Here is a 20212-nt window from a genome sequence, read left to right on the forward strand (position 1 = left end):
CGCCCAACAAAACTGCAATACCTAGGCTATGGCTTTTGGAAATCCCCCAAAGGTTGGCGTAGTCGCCCCCACAAAGAGAGTGTGCAGAAGTTTGTGAGAAAACTTAAGCAACTGACTTCTAGGAAGTGGAGTATCAGCTTGAGTGAACGAATCACACTACTAAATTCTGTCATCAGAGGTTGGGTTAACTACTTTTCAATCACGGACATGAAAACGGTGATGTCAAAAGTAGATGAGCGACTTCGAACGCGAATGCGAGTAATCATCTGGAAACAGTGGAAAAAGAAGCCCCGACGCCTTTGGGGCTTACTGAAACTAGGAGTTCCTAGGTGGATAGCGGACAAAGTGTCAGGTTGGGGTGACCACTATCAACTAGTAGCACAAAAGTCAGTATTAAAGAGAGCCATATCAAAACCAGTCCTCGCCAAACGAGGACTGGTCAGCTGTCTAGACTACTACTTAAAACGACATGCGTTAAAAGTTAACTGAACCGCCGTGTGCCGAACGGCACGCACGGTGGTGTGAGAGGGACTATCAATTAGTCCCTACTCGATAGCGAAATCTAAAAACGAACTTTAGTGTTTGTAATCTAGTAGTTTATTGACAATTTTCGGACAATTCTGTATAATAGTTTCGGAAAGGTCGGTTTTACATTTGGTTAGAGAAAATCTAACTAGATAAATAATTTGTTGAGGTAAAGTCATGTTAAACGAGTTTCCTATTTTTGATTATGAAGATATTCAGCTAATTCCGAATAAGTGTATTATTGCTAGCCGTTCAGAGGCCAATACAGAGGTTACCTTTGGTAAACATACTTTCAAGTTACCAGTGGTTCCAGCTAATATGCAAACCATTGTAGACGAGGAACTTGCTGAAAAATTAGCACGTGAAGGTTATTTCTATATCATGCACCGATTTGATGAAGAAGCTCGCCTGCCGTTCATTAAAAAAATGAAAGAGCAGGGACTGATTTCTTCGATTTCTGTAGGTGTAAAAGATTACGAATATGACTTTGTCAGTCAGTTAAAAGAACATGTTCCTGATTATATCACCATTGATATTGCTCATGGACATGCTGAAAGTGTTATCAAGATGATTCAACATATCAAAAAGGAATTGCCGGAAACCTTTGTTATCGCTGGAAATGTAGGGACACCAGAAGCTGTTCGGGAATTGGAGAATGCAGGTGCAGATGCTACCAAGGTAGGGATTGGCCCTGGTAAGGTCTGTATCACTAAGGTTAAAACTGGATTTGGTACAGGGGGCTGGCAATTAGCAGCATTACGTTGGTGTGCAAAAGCGGCTCGGAAACCGATTATTGCGGACGGAGGGATCCGTACTCACGGTGATATTGCTAAATCCATTCGTTTTGGTGCCAGCATGGTCATGATAGGGTCTCTCTTTGCAGGTCATTCAGAGAGTCCTGGTAAATTAATTGAAGAAGATGGACAAGCCTTCAAAGAGTACTATGGATCTGCGTCTCAATTCCAAAAAGGGGACTATAAAAATGTTGAAGGGAAGAAGATTCTCTTACCTGCCAAAGGTTCTATTTTTTCAACTTTGAAAGAAATGCAGGAAGATCTTCAGAGTTCTATCTCTTATGCAGGTGGGCGAGATCTGGAAAGTCTTCGAAAAGTAGATTATGTTATTGTGAAAAATTCTATTTGGAATGGTGATAGTTTGTAAGAGAGGATCCAAGCCCTAAGTTGGCTTGGATTTTTCCCTTTACGAGCCTGCTAAAGGGGGGATTTTTGGTATACTAGTAGTGATCTTAAAAATGTTTGAATGGAGGTGAAAACATGCATCAAACCTATACGAATTCTGAAAAAATGAGAGTCTTTTTTCAAATCTTTTTACCTATTCTGATTTATCAAGTCGCGAATTTTTCAGCCTCCTTTATTGATACCATGATGACAGGCCAGTATGGGACCCTGGATTTAGCAGGAGTCGCCATGGCAACGAGTATCTGGCATCCGATGTTTACCCTGGTTACTGGGATTCTTTCAGCTATTGTCCCTATTATTGGCTACCATTTAGGGCAAGGACATCAGGAGAAAGTTGCTAGGGATGTTTGGCAGTTTATTTATTTGTCCTTTTGCTTAGCGATTATTCTTTTTCTGATTATTGGATTTGGCGCTCCTCTTTTATTAGAAAACCTAGGATTACAGGCAGAGGTTCTAGCGGTTGGAAAAAACTATCTTTACTTCATGTTATTAGGGATTTTGCCACTGTTACTTTTTAGTGTATGCCGTTCTTTTTTTGATGCTTTGGGTTTGACAAAATTGTCGATGTACCTGATGTTGCTTCTCTTGCCTTTTAATGCCTTTTTTAATTACCTGTTAATCTATGGCATTGGTCCAATTCCTGAGTTTGGGGGAGCAGGAGCGGGGCTTGGGACTTCTATGGCTTACTGGGCTCTACTGCTCGTAATTCTTGGTGTTATGTTTTGGCATCCTAAAATTAGAACATATCGTGTCTTTAAACCACAAGGTCTGCATGTTCCTGGATTTATGGAAGGTTGGAAACTCGGTTTACCAATTGGGGGTGCCGTTTTTGCAGAGTCAGCTATTTTTGCGGCGGTTGGCTTTTTTATGGCTCGTTTTTCTTCAGAGGTTATTGCAAGTCATCAGGCTGCTATGAATTTTTCTAATATGATGTATGCTTTTCCCTTGAGTGTGTCTATGACTATGGCCATTATTATTTCTTATGAAAAAGGTGCAAAACGTTTAGATGATGTTTTGGCCTATAGTCGAATTGGTCGACTCATGGCTATTCTGTTTGCGACGGTAACCCTACTGTTTCTATATATTTTCCGTGATCAGGTGGCAGCTCTTTATGGGAAAGAATCGGAATTTATTAGACTAACCAGTCAATTCCTGGTCTATGCCCTCTTTTTCCAATTTGCGGATGCTCTTTTATCACCGATCCAGGGGATTTTACGGGGGTATAAGGATACAACCTATCCCTTTGTTATTGGAATTATTAGCTATTGGATAATAGCTCTTCCTCTAGGTTATTTTTTAGATATTCGGACGAGTTTTGGACCCGATAGTTACTGGATTGGCCTCAATATTGGATTGTGGGTGTGTGCCTTCCTCTTGCAGTGGAGAATGATGTCCGTTCAAAGAAAATGATAAGTGACTAGCTTGAATGCAAACAAAAACGACAGTTTCAAAGTGATATGATATCTCTAAAGTAGACATGGTAACTAACCAAAATCTACTTTAGAGATATCATATTCAAAGGCTGTCGTTTTTGTAATGAATATAGAATCCTCATTAGGACTTAGTTTTCATTTGCCCTTGAGGGTAGTAAGTTCCTTCAGGAAGATCTTGAATAAAGACATGAATAGCTTCTTTTGGAGCTCCTGTATGTCTCATAACAGATTCTGTGACCTCTGCAGCAAGGGCTTGTTTTTGCTCAAGAGAGCGTCCTTCAAAGAGTTCGATTTTTACAAATGGCATAATATTCCTCCCTAAAATCCATTGTACCATAATGAGACTGGGGAAAAGACTGTAAGTTTGGTCTGATTTTGTGTTACAATGGGTAAGAAATAAATTTTAGAAAGTTGAAACATGGCGCAACTTTATTTTAAGTATGGGACAATGAATTCCGGGAAAACAATTGAAATTCTCAAAGTAGCCCATAATTATGAAGAACAGGGGAAGCGGGTCCTGATTATGACCTCCGCCCTGGATACGCGAGATGGAGTTGGAATGGTCTCAAGTCGAATTGGAATGAGACGCGAAGCTCTAGCTATCGATGATGATTTTGATGTCTTTGGTTTTATTCAAGAAGAACAAAATCAAGAGGAACTTTTTTGTGTTCTCATTGACGAAGCTCAATTTTTAAAACGACATCATGTCTTTGCTTTGGCAAGAGTTGTAGATGAGTTAGCTATCCCTGTTATGGCCTTTGGTTTAAAGAATGATTTCCGAAATGAGTTATTTGAAGGGTCTAAATATCTGTTACTTTTCGCAGATAAGATTGAAGAGATTAAAACGATCTGTCATTATTGTTCTAAAAAAGCAACAATGGTCCTTCGGATGCAAGATGGAAAGCCTATGTATGATGGTGAACAAATTCAAATTGGCGGAAATGAAACCTATGTATCCGTTTGTAGAAGGCATTATTTTAATCCAGAATTAGAAGGAGTTAGCTAAGAATGAATATTTATGATCAATTACAAGCGGTGGAAGATCGCTACGAGGAACTGGGAGAACTCTTAAGTGATCCACAAGTCGTCAGTGATACTAAACGCTTTATGGAACTTTCGCGCGAAGAGGCTTCAACACGTGAGACAGTGGCCGTATATCGGGAGTACAAGCGTATCTTGCAATCTATTACGGATGCTGAAGAGATGATTAAAGATGCAGCAGGTGATGCTGAATTGGAAGAAATGGCTAAAATGGAGTTGAAAGAATCCAAACAAGCCAAGGAAGAATATGAGGATCAGTTAAAAATATTATTACTTCCAAAAGATCCAAACGATGATAAAAATATTATCTTGGAGATCCGTGGTGCAGCTGGTGGAGATGAGGCGGCGCTCTTTGCAGGGGATCTCTTGACCATGTATCAGAAATATGCTGAAACCCAGGGATGGCGCTTTGAAGTCATGGAAACATCTATGAATGGTGTTGGGGGATTCAAAGAAGTTGTGGCTATGGTATCAGGTCAGTCTGTTTATTCAAAGCTTAAATATGAATCAGGTGCCCATCGGGTTCAGCGAGTTCCTGTGACGGAAAGTCAAGGACGTGTTCATACTTCAACGGCAACTGTACTCGTGATGCCTGAAGTTGAAGAAGTAGAATATGATATTGATCCAAAGGATTTACGGGTCGATATTTACCATGCATCGGGAGCAGGGGGGCAAAACGTCAACAAGGTTGCAACAGCTGTTCGGATTGTTCATCTCCCTACTAATATTAAAGTTGAGATGCAGGAAGAGAGAACCCAGCAAAAGAATCGCGATAAAGCTATGAAAATTATCCGTGCTCGGGTTGCTGATCATTTTGCACAAATTGCTCAAGATGAACAGGATGCTGAGCGTAAATCTACGATTGGTACAGGTGACCGGTCCGAACGGATTCGAACCTATAATTTCCCGCAAAATCGAGTGACAGACCACCGGATTGGTTTGACCCTTCAAAAGCTAGATAGTATTTTATCGGGGAAATTGGATGAAGTAGTAGATGCTCTTGTTTTGTACGATCAAACCCAGAAATTAGAGGCCTTAAATAACTAGATGAGATATAGCCAACGATTCCAAGAATTTCACAAGCAACTGGCCCAAGTTGGTGAGGAACCAGAAGCCTTTGACTTTTTAATTCGAAAACTGTTTAATTTTACTTTCACGGATTTTGTTTTCTTTTTACAAAAAGAGGAAGAGGCTGAGGTGCTTACCCAGCTGAAATCCTACCATAAGCGCTTGATGGCTCATGAACCGGTTCAGTATATCCTTGGTTCAACAGATTTTTGTGGACTTGACTTTTTAGTCGATAAAAGAGTTTTAATTCCTAGACCTGAAACGGAAGAATTGGTTGGTTTAATTTTAGATGAAAATCCGGCTGAAGATTTAAAAATTGTAGATATAGGAACCGGTAGTGGGGCGATTGCTCTATCCTTGGCCAAGCAACGACCAACATGGCAGGTCTGGGCAACAGATATTTCCCATCAAGCTTTAGAAGTTGCAGACTTAAACAGGAAAAGACTCGATTTGGACAAGCAAGTATCCCTAATTCAGAGTAATCTTTTGGAAGCTGTGACCGGTTCTTTTGATGTTTTGGTTTCTAATCCTCCCTATATCTCTTGGGAAGATCAAGATGAAGTGGGAGCAAATGTTCTCCAATCAGAACCCCATCTAGCTCTTTTTGCAGATGAAGATGGTTTGGCTTTATATAGACAGCTAGCAGCAGAGGCAGGAGCCTATTTAGACTCAAATGGAAAGATTTATCTTGAGATTGGCTATAAACAAGGGAAAGCTGTTCAATATCTCTTTCAAGAAGCTTTTCCTAAAGCGCGTGTGCGAGTGCTTGCAGATCAATTTGGACAGGATCGGATGGTGGTAGTAGATGGAAATCTTAAAGGCTGAATTGGAGGCAGGACGAGCCGTCATTCTTCCAACAGAAACAGTTTATGGAGTATTTGCCAAGGCTTTGGATAAAGAAGCTGTAGAGTTGGTCTATACTCTAAAGCAAAGACCACGAGATAAAGCCATGAATCTCAATATTGCGAACATCGATCAAGTAAAAAAGTATGCAAAGGAGATTCCCGCTTATTTTGAAGAGTTAGCAGCTCATTTTTGGCCTGGCCCTCTGACGATTTTGCTAAAAGCTAGTGAGGATGTGCCATTTTGGATTAATTCGGGTTTACCTAGTGTCGGATTTCGAATGCCAGCTCATCCTCTAACCCTACAATTAATTCAAGAACAGGGTCCATTGATTGGTCCCTCTGCTAATTTGAGTGGTTTGCAAAGTGGTCAGGTTTTTAAGCAAATTCAAGAAGACATTTGTATTCCAGGTTATGCAGATGATTCTTTTCTGACGGGAGTAGATTCTACCATTCTTGACTTATCACAAGAGCAGGCTTGTATTTTAAGACAAGGCGTTATTACCAAAAAAGACTTAAAAGCTGTTGTTCCTCAACTGGAATTTAAAGAGGTGGAAAAATGATTTTTGAAAACAATGATTATCGGAACTATGACCCAGAACTTTGGGCAGCTATGGATGCGGAAGCCAAACGTCAAGAAGAGAACATTGAACTCATTGCTTCTGAAAATGTCGTTTCTAAAGCTGTAATGGCAGCTCAAGGATCACTATTGACCAATAAATATGCGGAAGGTTATCCAGGACGTCGCTATTATGGAGGAACTGAAGCAGTAGATGTGGTTGAAAATTTGGCGATTGAACGGGCTAAGGAAATTTTTGGAGCTACTTTTGCGAATGTCCAACCCCATTCAGGTTCTCAAGCTAATGCGGCAGCTTATATGACTCTAGTACAACCAGGTGATACGATTCTTGGAATGGATTTATCAGCAGGTGGTCATTTAACCCATGGTTCACCGGTGAGCTTTTCAGGCAAAACCTATAACTTTATTGCTTATAATGTTGATCCAGAAACAGAGTTGCTTTCCTACGATGAGCTGGAGATGTTGGCTAAGAAACACCAACCAAAACTGATTGTTGCAGGAGCTTCAGCCTATTCTCGAATTCTTGATTTTGAACGTCTGCGTCAAATTGCAGATGCTGTGGATGCTTATCTCATGGTGGACATGGCTCATATTGCAGGTTTGGTAGCAGCTGGTCTCCATCCCAATCCAATGCCCTTTGCTCATGTTGTGACCTCTACAACCCATAAAACTCTTCGTGGTCCTCGCGGTGGTCTTATCCTAACGAATGATGAGGAACTCGCTAAGAAAATTAATTCTGCTATTTTCCCAGGACTCCAAGGTGGCCCCCTAGAGCATGTCATTGCAGCCAAGGCTGCAGCCTTTAAAGAGGTTTTAGATCCTGCTTTTAAAGAGTATATGCAGCAAGTATTGGACAATACGCAAGCAATGGTAGAAGTCTTTCTTCAAGATGAAGATTTTCGTGTGATATCAGGAGGCTCTGATAACCATCTCTTTATGGTGGATGTGACGAATGTTGTTGAGAATGGAAAAATTGCTCAACAACTTTTGGATGATGTTCATATTACGTTGAATAAAAATTCAATTCCTTATGAACAGTTATCTCCTTTTAAAACATCTGGTATTAGGATTGGGACTCCAGCCATCACTGCTCGTGGTTTTAAAGAAGAAGAAGCACGAAAAGTAGCTCACTTAATTATTAAAACGTTAAAATCAAATGGCAATCCAGCTGAATTAGAAGAAGTTAAAAAAGGGGTGGCTGAACTGACAAGTGCTTTCCCATTATACAAGGACTAGTATGGATATTTATATTAAGGAAGTGATTATTCATCAATTCTCTCCTCAAAGTTTAGACCTTCAATTTTCTCAAGAATCTCTAGAATTGTCGCCTCGTATTGATGAATACCTTCGGAAAAAGATCGAAAAAGTTTACTCAGATGATGCTAAAAAAGGTGCTTTCGACTCTGAAAACACCTTTTTCAGTCATATCCAGGATGATTTGATGGACAGCTCTAAAGCTATCAGTCAGCTCTGGTTAGATGCTTTTAAGGAAGCTGAAAATCAAAAGATGAATGATCTGATTTTTATCAACTTTGATAAAGAGGGGCAACCTCACTTCGCTTTTTTACGCTTAGTACTGCGAGATTCCTTAACGGATTTGGGGCAAGAAGAAAATCGGATTCAACTAACTCAAAACCATCTTCCAGGATTTGGGGCTAGCCCAGATGAGGGATTGGTTGTAAATCGGCTGACTGGCCAGTATTTTTTATTGGAAAAACGGATTAAGGCTCAGGGAAGTTTCCTTCATTATTTTTCAGAAAAATTATTAGAGGTGGATTTGGCCCCATCACCTAAGAAATCTATTCAGACAATCGAAAAAACGGCTCAAAAAATTGCAGAAAGTTTTCAAGCTGATGATTTTCAGTTCCAATCAAAACTAAAGTCCTCTCTACATAAAAACTTAGAGGAAAAGCAGGAGTTACGGCCGGAAGATATTGCGAATGATTTATTTCAAGATAATTTAACGGCTCGCCTGACCTTTCTGGATCAGATGAAAGAAGAGGTACCTGAAACAATCCAATTTCAAGAAATTGATAGTCAGCGGCAATTAAAACGGCTAGAAAATCAAAAACTATCTCTTTCCAATGGAATTCAGTTAATTGTGCCGAATCCGGTGTATGAAGATTCTGAATCCGTAGAGTTTATGATGAATGAGGATGGAACCTATTCGATTCTCATCAAAAATATTGATGCCATTGAGAGTCTCTAATGATAAAGCGAATATTTAGTTTTCTACTGCTTTCATTCTTATTCTTGGGAATATGGAAAGGGTGGCAAACCGCACAAACAGTTGCCAAAGTAAGTTCCTACCAACCATTAGTGGAAGAAGCCTTGAAGAAAGAACATTCGACCCTAGATTCGGATTTAATCCTTGCCATTATTTATACTGAAACTAAGGGACAGGGGCAAGATATTATGCAGGCGAGTGAGAGCTTGACTGGTGAGGTGGACTCTCTGACAAATCCACAAGAAAGTATTGAACATGGAGTTAAAACGTTAAATCGTTATTATCTGTATAGTCAATCATTGGGAGTTGATGAGTGGACCTTTGTTCAAGCCTATAATTTTGGTCAAGCCTATATCGATTATGTAGCAGAGAATGGACAGAAGACCAGCCTTGATCTAGCACAGGTCTACTCGCGGGATATCGTTGCACCAAGTTTAGGGAATCATAGTGGTGAAACTTACGCCTACTGGACTCCGATTTCCATTTTCCATGGACATGAACTCTACCGAAATGGCGGCAATTATTTTTATGCAAATCAAGTTCGTCTTAATCTTGATCTGATTCGTTTTTTTAAGCGCTTGACTTAGCTTGATTTACCCATTTTTAGAAAGCTTTTGATACAATAAAAACATGGAGTAAGGGAGAAGAATAGTGACCAAAAAAATAAAGGCAATTTGGGCGCAGGATCAGATGGGGTTGATCGGCCGAGATGGCCAGCTTCCCTGGCGAATCCCAGAGGAATTGGCACATTTTAAATCCACGACGATGGGCCAAGCTATTTTGATGGGTCGTGTTACTTTTGATGGCATGGGGCAGCGTGTATTACCAGGTCGTATAAGTCTCATACTAACAAGAGATAAGAGCTATCGAGTCGATCATCCGGATGTTCTCGTTTTTCATTCCGTTGAGGATGTTCTAGACTGGTATCAAAATCAAGAGCGAGAACTATTCATCATTGGAGGCCGTGAAGTTTTCTGTGTCTTTGAAGATTATCTGGATGAGTTGATTGTTTCAAAGATTCAAGGAATCTTTGAAGGAGATGTTTATTTCCCGACAGAATTTTCTTGGGAGTCTTTTAAGTTGTTAGAGGAATTAGAGCAGGAGACAACTACCACTCCCTTTACTATATATAAATACAGGAGGATAGCATAAGAGATGGAACGCAGTCTATTTGGCCTTTTTACTGCCCTACTCGGAATTGTTTGTGTTTTGTGTGCCTTGCAATCTTTTCAAAAACGACGCTATGGTTTAACAGCATTTTTTATGTTAAACGCCTTTACTAATTTAGTGAATACCATTCACGCAATTTATAATACTTTATTTTAATCTAGGAGTTAGATTTATATATGTCGAAATCGAGATCAAACGAAGTAATGATTTATTGTTCATTCTGTGGTAAGAATCAAGATGAAGTTAAAAAAATCATTGCTGGAAATAATGCATTCATTTGTAATGAGTGCGTTGAATTAGCTCAAGAAATTATTCGAGAAGAGCTAGCTGAAGAAGTTTTAGCAGATTTATCTGAGGTGCCAAAACCACAGGAACTATTAGCTATTTTAAATCACTATGTCATTGGACAAGATCGAGCAAAGCGGGCTTTAGCAGTTGCCGTCTATAATCATTACAAACGGATTAATTTTCATGATAATAGAGATGATGAAACGGATGTTGAGTTGCAAAAATCCAATATCCTCATGATTGGTCCTACAGGGTCTGGTAAGACTTTCCTCGCTCAAACCTTGGCAAGAAGTTTGAATGTTCCATTTGCTATAGCTGATGCGACTGCTTTGACCGAAGCTGGATATGTGGGAGAAGATGTTGAGAATATTCTTCTAAAGTTACTCCAGGCAGCCGATTTCAATATTGAACGAGCTGAGCGTGGAATTATCTATGTTGATGAGATTGATAAGATTGCTAAGAAGAGTGAGAATGTTTCCATCACCCGAGATGTATCAGGGGAAGGGGTTCAGCAAGCCCTTCTAAAAATTATTGAAGGTACCGTTGCGAGTGTTCCCCCTCAAGGTGGACGTAAGCATCCGCAACAAGAGATGATTCAAGTTGATACAAAAAATATTCTCTTTATTGTCGGTGGAGCTTTTGATGGCATTGAAGAAATTGTGAAACAACGTCTTGGAGAAAAGATTATTGGTTTTGGTCACAATAATAAGGCTATCGATGAAAATGGTTCTTACATGCAAGAAATTGTTTCAGAGGATATCCAAAAATTTGGAATTATTCCCGAGTTGATTGGACGTCTACCTGTCTTTGCAGCTTTGGAACCTTTGGAAGTGCAAGATTTGGTAAGAATTCTCAAGGAACCAAGAAATGCTTTGGTTAGACAGTACCAGACCCTTCTCTCATATGATGATGTTGAGCTAGAATTTGAAGATGAAGCACTTGAAGAGATTGCCCGCTTAGCCATTGATCGTAAAACAGGTGCTCGTGGACTTCGCTCCATCATTGAAGAAACTATGATGGATGTCATGTTTGAAGTACCTAGTGAGGAGAATGTTAAGACAGTAAGGATTACCAAAGAAGCTGTTCTTGGTTTGGAAAAACCAATTTTGGAAACAGCTTAATACAGGAAGGTGAATTGAATAGGGCAGAATAGTGCTATGCTACAAAGTCTTATTCGAATCGGACTTCTGACTTATTACCTTAAAATTTTTGAAAAATAGATGATAGGTAGATAAGAATACCAACAAATGATGGTGCCAAGGTTATTTTGTGAATTAAACTAAGAAAAGGCTGGGCTCAAATCCCACCCTTCTCTTTTTATATCGTAAAACCCTTTGGTGCAGTAGCTGATTGCAACATTTGTTCGTGTTTGACACTTCAAATGTTACCTAATCAACTGTAGGGGGAGATGGACTCTTTAGTACTCTCACTTTGAGTTCTTTTCAATCCCCTTTTGTTAAGGAGAAGAAAATGGAATTGAATACACACAATGCAGATTTGTTATTGAGTGCTACAAATAAGAGTCACTATCCTCAAGATCATATTCCTGAAATTGCTATGGCTGGTCGCTCCAATGTCGGGAAGTCTAGCTTTATTAACGGGATACTCAATCGTAAAAACTTAGCTCGAACTTCTAGTAAGCCAGGAAAAACTCAATTATTGAATTTTTTTAATATCGACGATCAGCTACGTTTTGTAGACGTCCCTGGTTACGGCTATGCTAAAGTTTCAAAGAAGGAACGGGAAAAATGGGGAAAAATGATTGAAGAGTACCTAACAAGTCGTGAAAATCTTCAAGCTGTAGTTAGCCTCGTTGACTTTAGGCATGCTCCTTCACAAGATGATGTGCAAATGTACGATTTTCTTAAATATTATGAAATTCCTGTTATCTTGGTGGCGACCAAAGTTGATAAGATTCCCAAAAGTCGTTGGAACAAACATGAAAAAATGATTAAAGATAAGTTAGACTTTGATCCTAGTGATGATTTTGTTTTATTTTCATCTGAAACTAAGTATGGGATCGAACAAGCCTGGGACGCCATTTTATCTAAAATTTAGAACGATTGTATTGAGGTGGAGCCGAACATCCCACCTCTTTTTAGTGGAGCCGAAATTGCTAGTCGATTTGCCAATCGGAGCAATTTTTAGGAGAAAAGATGGTATAATGAAAGATGATTAAAACAAAGGATGAGAAGATGATGACTAGAGAGATGATTCAACAAGAATTAGAGGGAATCGATATTCGCTTTAATTATCCCTTAAAGGAATTTACCTATACTAAGGTAGGTGGACCTGTTGATTATTTGGTCTTTCCACGTAACAAGTATGAGGTGTTGCGAATCGTAAAATTGGCTAATCGAGAAAACATTCCTTGGATGGTTTTAGGAAACTCTAGCAATATTATCATTCGAGATGGTGGAGTTCGAGGATTTGTGATTATGTTTAACCATCTGAATCACATTTCGGTTGATGGTTACATGATTGAAGCAGAGGCTGGAGCAAATCTAATTCAAACAACACATGTTGCCTTACATCATAGCTTGTCAGGTTTTGAATTTGCTTGTGGAATTCCAGGTAGCGTTGGTGGAGCTGTTTTCATGAATGCCGGAGCTTATGGCGGTGAGATTGGTCATGTTTTAGAGTCTTGTACGATTTTGACCAAAGCAGGGGAAATCAAAAAATTAGAAAACCGAGATATGCGTTTTGGCTATCGCCATTCAGCTATTCAAGCGACTGGGGATATTGTAATCTCAGCGAAGTTTTCTCTTAAGCCAGGAGATCATCAGTCGATTGAACAAGAAATGAAGCGATTGACGCATTTAAGGGAGTTGAAACAACCCTTGGAATATCCAAGTTGTGGTTCTGTATTTAAACGTCCACCTGGGCATTTTGCAGGTCAATTAATCTCAGAAGCTCATTTAAAAGGACATCGAATTGGCGGTGTAGAAGTATCAACCAAACATGCTGGTTTCATGGTTAATCGCTATGATGGGACAGCCGCGGATTATGAGCAACTGATTCAAGAAGTTATCGAACGGGTAGAAGAACATGCAGGTGTACACTTAGAGCCTGAGGTTAGAATTATTGGAGACTACGAGTGAAACAACCAATCATTGAATTTCGGCATGTATCCAAAGTCTATGAGGATACGGGAACCCAGGTTTTAAAAGATATTAATTTTGAACTCGAAGAAGGGAAGTTTTACACCCTACTTGGAGCATCAGGTTCGGGAAAATCAACCATTCTGAATATGATTGCCGGTCTATTAGATCCATCATCAGGAGATATCTTCTTAGATGGGAATCGTCTTAACGGTGTTCCTATCAATCAGAGGGATGTTCATACTGTCTTCCAGTCATATGCCTTATTTCCACATATGAATGTGTTTGATAATGTCGCCTTCCCGCTTAAGGTTCGTAAAGTTGATAAGGAAGAAGTTGCTGAACGCGTTCGTCAGGTCTTGAAAATGGTTCAACTATCTGGCTATGAAAAACGCTCGATTCAAAAACTATCTGGGGGACAGAGACAACGGGTTGCGATTGCACGTGCGATTATCAATCAACCTCGTGTCGTTTTACTGGATGAACCTCTGTCTGCTCTTGATTTAAAATTGCGAACAGATATGCAATACGAGCTGCGTGAGCTACAACAACGTTTGGGAATTACCTTTGTCTTTGTCACCCATGATCAAGAAGAGGCCTTGGCCATGAGCGACTGGATTTTTGTGATGAATGAGGGAGAGATCGTTCAGTCTGGTACTCCTGTAGATATCTATGATGAACCTATCAATCATTTTGTAGCGAGCTTTATTGGAGAATCCAATATTCTTCCAGGAACGATGATTGAAGATTATTTGGTTGAATTTAATGGGCAACGATTTGAAGCAGTTGATGGAGGGATGCGTCCTCGTGAATCAGTTGAGGTTGTCATTCGACCAGAAGATTTACGCATCACCTTACCAGAAGAAGGTAAACTTCAGGTAACGGTTGATACACAAGTATTCCGTGGTGTTCATTATGAAATTATTGCCTACGATGAACTTGGTAATGAGTGGATGATTCATTCAACTCGAAAAGCCATTGTGGGAGAAGTCATTGGCTTAGATTTTGAGCCCGAAGATATTCATATTATGCGGTTAAATGAGACCGAGGAAGAATTCGATGCTCGTATTGAAGAGTACGTTGACATGGATGAACAAGAAGCTGGCCTTATCCATGCGATTGAGGAGGAGCGAGATGAAGACAAGAATAACTAATCTCTTTTCGATTCCCTACATTCTGTGGATTTTATTGTTTGTTCTCGCACCCTTAGCTTTAATTGTATTTCAATCTTTTTTTACAATTGACGGCTCTTTCTCCCTAGATAATTTTAAAACGTTTTTTCAAGCTGATAACGCGACCTATTTGAGGATGGGATTCAACTCTATTTTTTATGCTAGTTTGATTACGTTACTAACACTTGTAATTAGTTATCCCATGGCTTATTTTTTAACTCAGCTCAAGCATAAGGAACTTTGGTTATTGCTCATCATACTGCCAACTTGGATTAATCTTCTTTTAAAAGCTTACGCTTTTCTAGGAATTTTTAGCCAAGATGGTGCAGTCAATCAGTTTTTAACATTTATAGGGATTGGCCCGCAACAATTACTCTTTACAGATTTCTCTTTTTTGATAGTCAGCTCTTACATTGAGTTACCTTTTATGATTTTGCCAATTTTTCATGCTCTGGATGAGTTGGATAAATCGGTGATCAATGCTTCTTATGATCTCGGTGGTAGTCGTTGGCAAACGTTTTGGTGGGTAATTTTCCCTATGTCTATGAAAGGAGTTCGTTCAGGCGTTCAAGCGGTTTTCATTCCTAGTCTCAGCCTCTTTATGCTGACTCGTTTGATTGGAGGGAATCGCGTTATTACGCTAGGAACAGCCATCGAGCAACATTTTCTAATCACAGAAAATTGGGGAATGGGATCAACAATCGGAGTTGTTCTAATTTTAGCTATGCTTTTAACAATGTGGTTGACGAGAGAGAGGAAAGAAGTATGAAAAAACTAGCTAACCTCTATTTGTTCATCGTTTTTGCTCTCTTATATCTCCCAATCTTCTATTTGATTTTTTATGCCTTTAATGCAGGTGGAGATATGAATGATTTCACAGGGTTTACCTGGGAACATTTTGCAACTCTTTTTTCAGATGAACGTCTTATTTTGATTTTAGCTCAAACCTTTTTTTTGGCTTTTTTATCCTCGAGTATTGCTACAGTCATTGGTACTTTTGGAGCTATTCTCTTACATAAAGCCAAGAAGCCGATGCAAGGAAGTCTTTTAGGATTCAATAATATCCTTATTGTAGCACCGGATGTTATGACAGGAGCTAGCTTCTTGATTCTCTTTACTCTAATTGGATTTCAGCTTGGTTTTGTTTCAGTGTTACTAAGTCATGTAGCTTTTTCCATTCCAATTGTAGTACTGATGGTTTTGCCTCGTTTGCAAGAAATGAATCAGGATATGATTCATGCAGCCTATGATTTAGGAGCATCGGAAGCTCAAGTTTTACGGGAAATTCTTTTTCCCTATTTGACACCAGCTATTATTGCAGCCTATTTCATGGCCTTTACTTATTCCTTAGATGATTTTGCGGTGACTTTCTTTGTGACAGGAAATGGCTTTACAACTTTGGCTGTTGAAATCTATTCCCGTGCTAGACGGGGGATTTCCCTAGAGATTAACGCTTTATCTACGTTGGTTTTTCTGTTCAGTATTTTATTGGTTATTGGTTTTTATTTCATTTCTAGGCAAAAGGAGGAGGAGCAATGAAGCAACTAATCAGCTTTTTAGTTGGAATTGGCTTAATTCTTCTTACCCTAGGGGCAATGATTCTCCATTTGCAACCTAAGGATAGTCAAGATCAAAAAAGTACTTTAGTCATCTACAATTGGGGAGATTACATCGATCCAGATTTGCTTAAGCGTTTTACAAAAGAAACGGGCATTCGCGTTCAGTATGAAACCTTCGATTCCAATGAGGCCATGTATACGAAAGTTAAACAAGGCGGAACAACTTATGATATCGCGATTCCGAGTGAGTATATGATTCAAAAAATGATTCAGGAAGGCTTACTGGAGAAATTAGATTCTAGTAAAATTAAAGGACTCGAACATATTGATCCGTCCTTCCTAAACCAAAGCTTTGATCCTCAGAATACTTACTCCATCCCTTATTTTTGGGGAACTTTAGGAATTGTTTATAATGATCAGATCATTAAGGACCCCCCACAGCATTGGGTTGATTTGTGGAATCCAAATTATAAAAATCAAATTATGCTTATTGATGGCGCACGAGAAGTCATGGGGCTTAGCCTTAATTCTCTTGGTTTCTCCATCAATAGTCAAAAAATGGAAGAATTACAACAAGCAACCGATCATCTGTATCAGTTGACACCTAATATTAAAGCCATTGTTGCTGATGAAATGAAACTATACATGATTCAGAACAATGCTGGAATTGGAGTGACCTTTTCAGGAGAAGCACGACAAATGTTAGATGAAAATGAGCATCTCCACTATGTGGTTCCTCCAGAAGGCTCCAATCTTTGGTTTGATAATATTGTTATTCCGCATACGGTGAAAAATCGCGAGGCTGCTTACGCCTTTATCAATTTTATGTTACAACCGGATGTGGCCTTACAAAATGCAAAATACATTGGCTACTCAACGCCTAATCTGACAGCTCAAGCTGAATTACCAGATGAATTACGTTTAAATCAAGCATTTTATCCATCAGAGGAAGCCAAGCAAAATTTAGAAGTTTACCAAAATCTAGGTCCTAAATGGTTGGGGATCTATAATGATCTTTTCCTACAATTTAAAATGTATCCCAAATAATATTTTGAGAACACTAAGATAAGCGATTGAAATCTAAATTGCTTTTCATAATTTCTAGATAAAACCCCTCAATGAGTTCTGTTCATTGAGGGGTTTTCGAATCTAAAGGTAAGAAATAAAAAACGACCATACTAAGTATGATCGTCATTAAAAATTAGTTACGAACTGCAGATGCAAATTCTTCTTTCGCAAATGCTTCATCAATGATTGCTTTCAATTGGTTAGCAGAAGCTTGCATTTGTTGCAATTCACGGTCATTCAATGGGATGTTTACTGGACGAACAATACCATGTGCACCAACAATCGCTGGTTGACCGATGAAGACATCGTCAATACCGTATTGACCAGCTTGGTAAGTTGAAAGTGGTAGTACAGCATTTTCATCATCCAAGATTGCTTTTGTAATACGAGCTAAGGCAACAGCAATACCATAGAAGGTAGCACCTTTTTTCTCGATGATTGAGTAAGCAGCATCACGAACAGATACGAAGAGGTCAACAAGGCCTTGCTCATCGATATCACGGTTATCTTGCAACCATTGCTCCAATTTCACACCTGCAACGTTAGCGTGTGACCAAACAGCAAATTCAGAATCTCCGTGCTCACCCATGATGTAGGCATGGACAGAGCGAGCATCGATACCGATTTTTTCAGCAAGTGCTTGACGGAAACGAGCAGAATCCAAAGAAGTTCCTGAACCAATAACACGTTCTTTAGGGAAACCTGAGAATTTCCAAGTTGAATAGGTTAGGATATCTACTGGGTTAGCAGCGACCAAGAAGATTCCATTAAAGCCAGAATCTACGATTTGGCTAACAACTTCTTTGTTGATACGCAAGTTTTTCTCAACCAAGTCCAAGCGAGTTTCACCCGGTTTTTGAGGAGCACCAGCAGTCAAAACAACAAGGTCAGCATCATGTGCATCTGCATAATCAGCAGCGTAGATTTTCTTAGGCGAAGTGAAGGCCAAAGCATGGCTCAAGTCTTCCGCATCTCCTTGAGTTTTTTCTTTAAAGATATCTACAATACCTAATTCTTGTGCAATACCTTGAGTAACCAATGCGAAAGCGTATGATGAACCTACAGCACCGTCACCAACAAGGATAACCTTTTTGTGTTGTTTAGTAGCAGTCATTATCTAAACATCTCCTTTTCTTTTTAAAGAGAGTTATCTCTCTCACAATGTTCATTCTACCACCCTAAAAGCATTTTGTCGATAGGAATAGAAAATGTAAACGTTTAACTACTTATTTTTTTGTGAAAAATGAGCAGAATTATTGGAAGCGGATACAAAAGATGTTATAATGTAATAGAGGTTAGTTAAGAAAACTAACTCCATAAAAAAAGCTGATTCAAACTAAGGAGGATTTGCTATGGTTTTCAAAACAAGTAATGCAGAAGGGCCTATTGATTTTATTAACACTTATGACTTAGAACCAATGGCTCAAAAGGTTATTCCTAAAGCGGCATTTGGCTATATCGCCAGTGGAGCAGAAGATACATTTACTCTTCGGGAAAATATCCGGGCATTTAACCATAAGCTAATTGTACCCCACACGTTGATGAATGTTGAAAATCCATCAACTGAAGTAGAGATTTACGGAGATAAATTGACTTCTCCAATTATCATGGCGCCTGTTGCGGCACATAAACTTGCTAATGAGCAAGGTGAGGTTGCTACAGCAAAAGGTGTTCATGAGTTCGGATCTCTTTATACAACTAGTTCTTATTCAACAACAGACCTACCTGAGATTACTCAGGCATTGAATGGTAGTCCACAGTGGTTCCAATTCTACTTCAGTAAAGATGACGGTATTAACCGTCACATTATGGACCGTGTGAAAGAACAAGGTTATAAAGCAATTGTACTAACGGCAGATGCTACAGTAGGCGGAAACCGTGAGGTGGATAAACGTAATGGATTTGTATTCCCAGTTGGTATGCCAATTGTTGAAGAGTACCTTCCAGATGGTGCTGGTAAGACAATGGACTTTGTCTACGAATCAGCTAAACAAAAATTATCTCCTCGTGACGTTGAATTTATCGCAGAATATTCAGGTCTTCCTGTCTATGTAAAAGGACCTCAATGTAAAGAAGATGTGGAACGTTCTCTTGGTGCTGGAGCTTCTGGTATTTGGGTAACCAACCATGGAGGACGCCAAATTGATGGTGGACCAGCAGCGTTTGATTCTCTTCAAGAAGTTGCAGAAGCTGTTGATAAACGTGTTCCAATTGTATTTGACTCTGGTGTTCGTCGTGGTCAACATGTCTTTAAAGCATTGGCATCAGGTGCAGATCTTGTTGCGATTGGACGTCCGGTTATTTACGGATTGAGCCTTGGAGGAAGTGTTGGGGTTCGTCAAGTCTTTGAACACTTGAATAGTGAATTGAAGACTGTTATGCAATTAGCTGGAGCACAGACTATTGAGGATGTGAAGAAAACAAACTTGCGTCATAACCCATACAACCCAAGTTTCCCAGTAGATTCACGTGATCTAAAATTGTATTAATCTTTGAAGCGGCTGTAAAACAGCCGCTTTTTTATTATGGCTTCAAGCCAGTTTTTCTCGAAGAGAAAAACAGAAAAACCACCAGCTATGCTGGTGGCTGACAAGGCTTTGAGCTTCCATTTCTTTTTCCTGATATAATCTAATTGTTCAGGTTAGACAAAGGAGGAAAAAGAAATGGCTAAAACCAGTTACAGTCTATCACATACCAAATGGATGTGCAAATATCATATAGTTTTTACACCAAAGTATAGAAGAAAAGCTATCTATTACAAAGTTAGAAAAGATTTAGTTGAAATATTACGTCATCTTTGTCAATATAAAGGCATGGAAATAATTGAAGGACATATGATGCCAGATCATGTTCATATGCTTGTCTTGATACCACCAAAACTTTCGATTTCCGATTTCATGGGTTATTTAAAGAGTAAGAGTGCTTTGATGATATTTGAT

Annotated in this window: 22 protein-coding genes; 20 read left to right on the forward strand and 2 right to left on the reverse strand. The window is 39.3% G+C overall.

What is annotated here, in order from left to right; all coding sequences use genetic code 11:
• From ACXM1Q_RS06355 to ACXM1Q_RS06365, 3 genes are all read left to right on the forward strand, one after another.
• Nucleotides 1-489, forward strand: a 489-nt coding sequence (locus tag ACXM1Q_RS06355; protein WP_458517228.1) for a group II intron maturase-specific domain-containing protein, incomplete at its 5' end; no start/stop codon positions are given.
• Between the two features lie 213 nt (nt 490-702).
• Nucleotides 703-1686 (forward strand): GMP reductase, encoded by a 984-nt coding sequence (gene guaC, locus ACXM1Q_RS06360; RefSeq protein WP_458517230.1) that lies wholly within the window; start codon nt 703-705, stop codon nt 1684-1686.
• A gap of 113 nt (nt 1687-1799) precedes the next feature.
• Nucleotides 1800-3134 carry an MATE family efflux transporter gene (locus tag ACXM1Q_RS06365; RefSeq protein WP_458517232.1) on the forward strand — a complete coding sequence of 445 codons (1335 nt, stop codon included), beginning with the start codon at nt 1800-1802 and terminating at the stop codon, nt 3132-3134.
• 144 nt (nt 3135-3278) lie between these two features.
• On the opposite strand, the gene ACXM1Q_RS06370 is transcribed toward ACXM1Q_RS06365, so the two are convergent.
• Complete coding sequence (locus ACXM1Q_RS06370; protein ID WP_458517234.1) at nt 3279-3464, reverse strand: 4-oxalocrotonate tautomerase; 186 nt, start codon at nt 3462-3464, stop codon at nt 3279-3281.
• Between the two features lie 111 nt (nt 3465-3575).
• On the opposite strand from ACXM1Q_RS06370, the gene ACXM1Q_RS06375 reads away from it, so the two are divergent.
• The 15 genes from ACXM1Q_RS06375 to ACXM1Q_RS06445 all read left to right on the forward strand — a co-directional run bounded on the left by ACXM1Q_RS06375 (nt 3576) and on the right by ACXM1Q_RS06445 (nt 17252).
• Nucleotides 3576-4163, forward strand: coding sequence for a thymidine kinase (locus ACXM1Q_RS06375; protein WP_458517236.1), 588 nt, complete (start codon nt 3576-3578; stop codon nt 4161-4163).
• Nucleotides 4164-4165: 2 nt separating this feature from the next.
• Nucleotides 4166-5245, forward strand: a complete 1080-nt coding sequence (prfA, locus tag ACXM1Q_RS06380; protein WP_135035264.1) for a peptide chain release factor 1 — start codon at nt 4166-4168, stop codon at nt 5243-5245.
• Complete coding sequence (gene prmC, locus ACXM1Q_RS06385) at nt 5246-6091, forward strand: peptide chain release factor N(5)-glutamine methyltransferase (protein WP_458517239.1); 846 nt, start codon at nt 5246-5248, stop codon at nt 6089-6091. It begins immediately after the preceding gene.
• Nucleotides 6072-6671 (forward strand): L-threonylcarbamoyladenylate synthase, encoded by a 600-nt coding sequence (locus ACXM1Q_RS06390; protein WP_458517241.1) that lies wholly within the window; start codon nt 6072-6074, stop codon nt 6669-6671. Before prmC ends, ACXM1Q_RS06390 begins: the two co-directional genes overlap by 20 nt.
• The gene (gene glyA, locus ACXM1Q_RS06395) at nt 6668-7924 is read left to right on the forward strand and encodes a serine hydroxymethyltransferase (RefSeq protein ID WP_458517243.1); all 1257 of its coding nucleotides are present in this window, start codon (nt 6668-6670) and stop codon (nt 7922-7924) included. Before ACXM1Q_RS06390 ends, glyA begins: the two co-directional genes overlap by 4 nt.
• A 1-nt stretch (nt 7925) precedes the next feature.
• Entirely contained in the window at nt 7926-8897 is a 972-nt protein-coding gene (locus ACXM1Q_RS06400) for a nucleoid-associated protein (protein WP_458517245.1), read from the forward strand.
• Complete coding sequence (locus tag ACXM1Q_RS06405) at nt 8897-9502, forward strand: lysozyme family protein (protein WP_458517247.1); 606 nt, start codon at nt 8897-8899, stop codon at nt 9500-9502. Before ACXM1Q_RS06400 ends, ACXM1Q_RS06405 begins: the two co-directional genes overlap by 1 nt.
• 64 nt (nt 9503-9566) lie before the next feature.
• Nucleotides 9567-10067 (forward strand): dihydrofolate reductase, encoded by a 501-nt coding sequence (locus ACXM1Q_RS06410; RefSeq protein WP_458517249.1) that lies wholly within the window; start codon nt 9567-9569, stop codon nt 10065-10067.
• Nucleotides 10068-10261: 194 nt separating this feature from the next.
• Entirely contained in the window at nt 10262-11494 is a 1233-nt protein-coding gene (gene clpX, locus ACXM1Q_RS06415; RefSeq protein WP_458517251.1) for an ATP-dependent Clp protease ATP-binding subunit ClpX, read from the forward strand.
• 349 nt (nt 11495-11843) lie between these two features.
• Entirely contained in the window at nt 11844-12431 is a 588-nt protein-coding gene (yihA, locus tag ACXM1Q_RS06420) for a ribosome biogenesis GTP-binding protein YihA/YsxC (protein WP_135035239.1), read from the forward strand.
• A gap of 137 nt (nt 12432-12568) precedes the next feature.
• Complete coding sequence (gene murB, locus ACXM1Q_RS06425) at nt 12569-13474, forward strand: UDP-N-acetylmuramate dehydrogenase (RefSeq protein ID WP_458517265.1); 906 nt, start codon at nt 12569-12571, stop codon at nt 13472-13474.
• Nucleotides 13471-14628 carry an ABC transporter ATP-binding protein gene (locus tag ACXM1Q_RS06430; RefSeq protein WP_458517254.1) on the forward strand — a complete coding sequence of 386 codons (1158 nt, stop codon included), beginning with the start codon at nt 13471-13473 and terminating at the stop codon, nt 14626-14628. The genes murB and ACXM1Q_RS06430 overlap by 4 nt, the downstream gene beginning before the upstream one ends.
• Nucleotides 14609-15415, forward strand: a complete 807-nt coding sequence (locus ACXM1Q_RS06435; RefSeq protein WP_135035233.1) for an ABC transporter permease — start codon at nt 14609-14611, stop codon at nt 15413-15415. Before ACXM1Q_RS06430 ends, ACXM1Q_RS06435 begins: the two co-directional genes overlap by 20 nt.
• Nucleotides 15412-16185 (forward strand): ABC transporter permease, encoded by a 774-nt coding sequence (locus ACXM1Q_RS06440; protein WP_135035230.1) that lies wholly within the window; start codon nt 15412-15414, stop codon nt 16183-16185. Before ACXM1Q_RS06435 ends, ACXM1Q_RS06440 begins: the two co-directional genes overlap by 4 nt.
• A complete protein-coding gene (locus ACXM1Q_RS06445; RefSeq protein WP_458517257.1) occupies nt 16182-17252 on the forward strand; it encodes an ABC transporter substrate-binding protein in 1071 nt (356 codons plus the stop codon). The genes ACXM1Q_RS06440 and ACXM1Q_RS06445 overlap by 4 nt, the downstream gene beginning before the upstream one ends.
• 154 nt (nt 17253-17406) lie before the next feature.
• On the opposite strand, the gene ACXM1Q_RS06450 is transcribed toward ACXM1Q_RS06445, so the two are convergent.
• Nucleotides 17407-18387 carry an L-lactate dehydrogenase gene (locus ACXM1Q_RS06450; protein WP_458517259.1) on the reverse strand — a complete coding sequence of 327 codons (981 nt, stop codon included), beginning with the start codon at nt 18385-18387 and terminating at the stop codon, nt 17407-17409.
• Between the two features lie 238 nt (nt 18388-18625).
• Between ACXM1Q_RS06450 and lctO the strand changes: the two genes are divergently transcribed.
• Together lctO and tnpA are read left to right on the forward strand one after the other, a co-directional pair.
• Nucleotides 18626-19762 (forward strand): L-lactate oxidase, encoded by a 1137-nt coding sequence (lctO, locus tag ACXM1Q_RS06455; protein ID WP_458517261.1) that lies wholly within the window; start codon nt 18626-18628, stop codon nt 19760-19762.
• 174 nt (nt 19763-19936) lie between these two features.
• Nucleotides 19937-20212 (forward strand): IS200/IS605 family transposase (gene tnpA, locus ACXM1Q_RS06460; protein WP_458517263.1); only part of this gene is annotated, 276 nt, incomplete at its 3' end.

This window comes from Streptococcus sp. 10F2 (assembly GCF_054331515.2).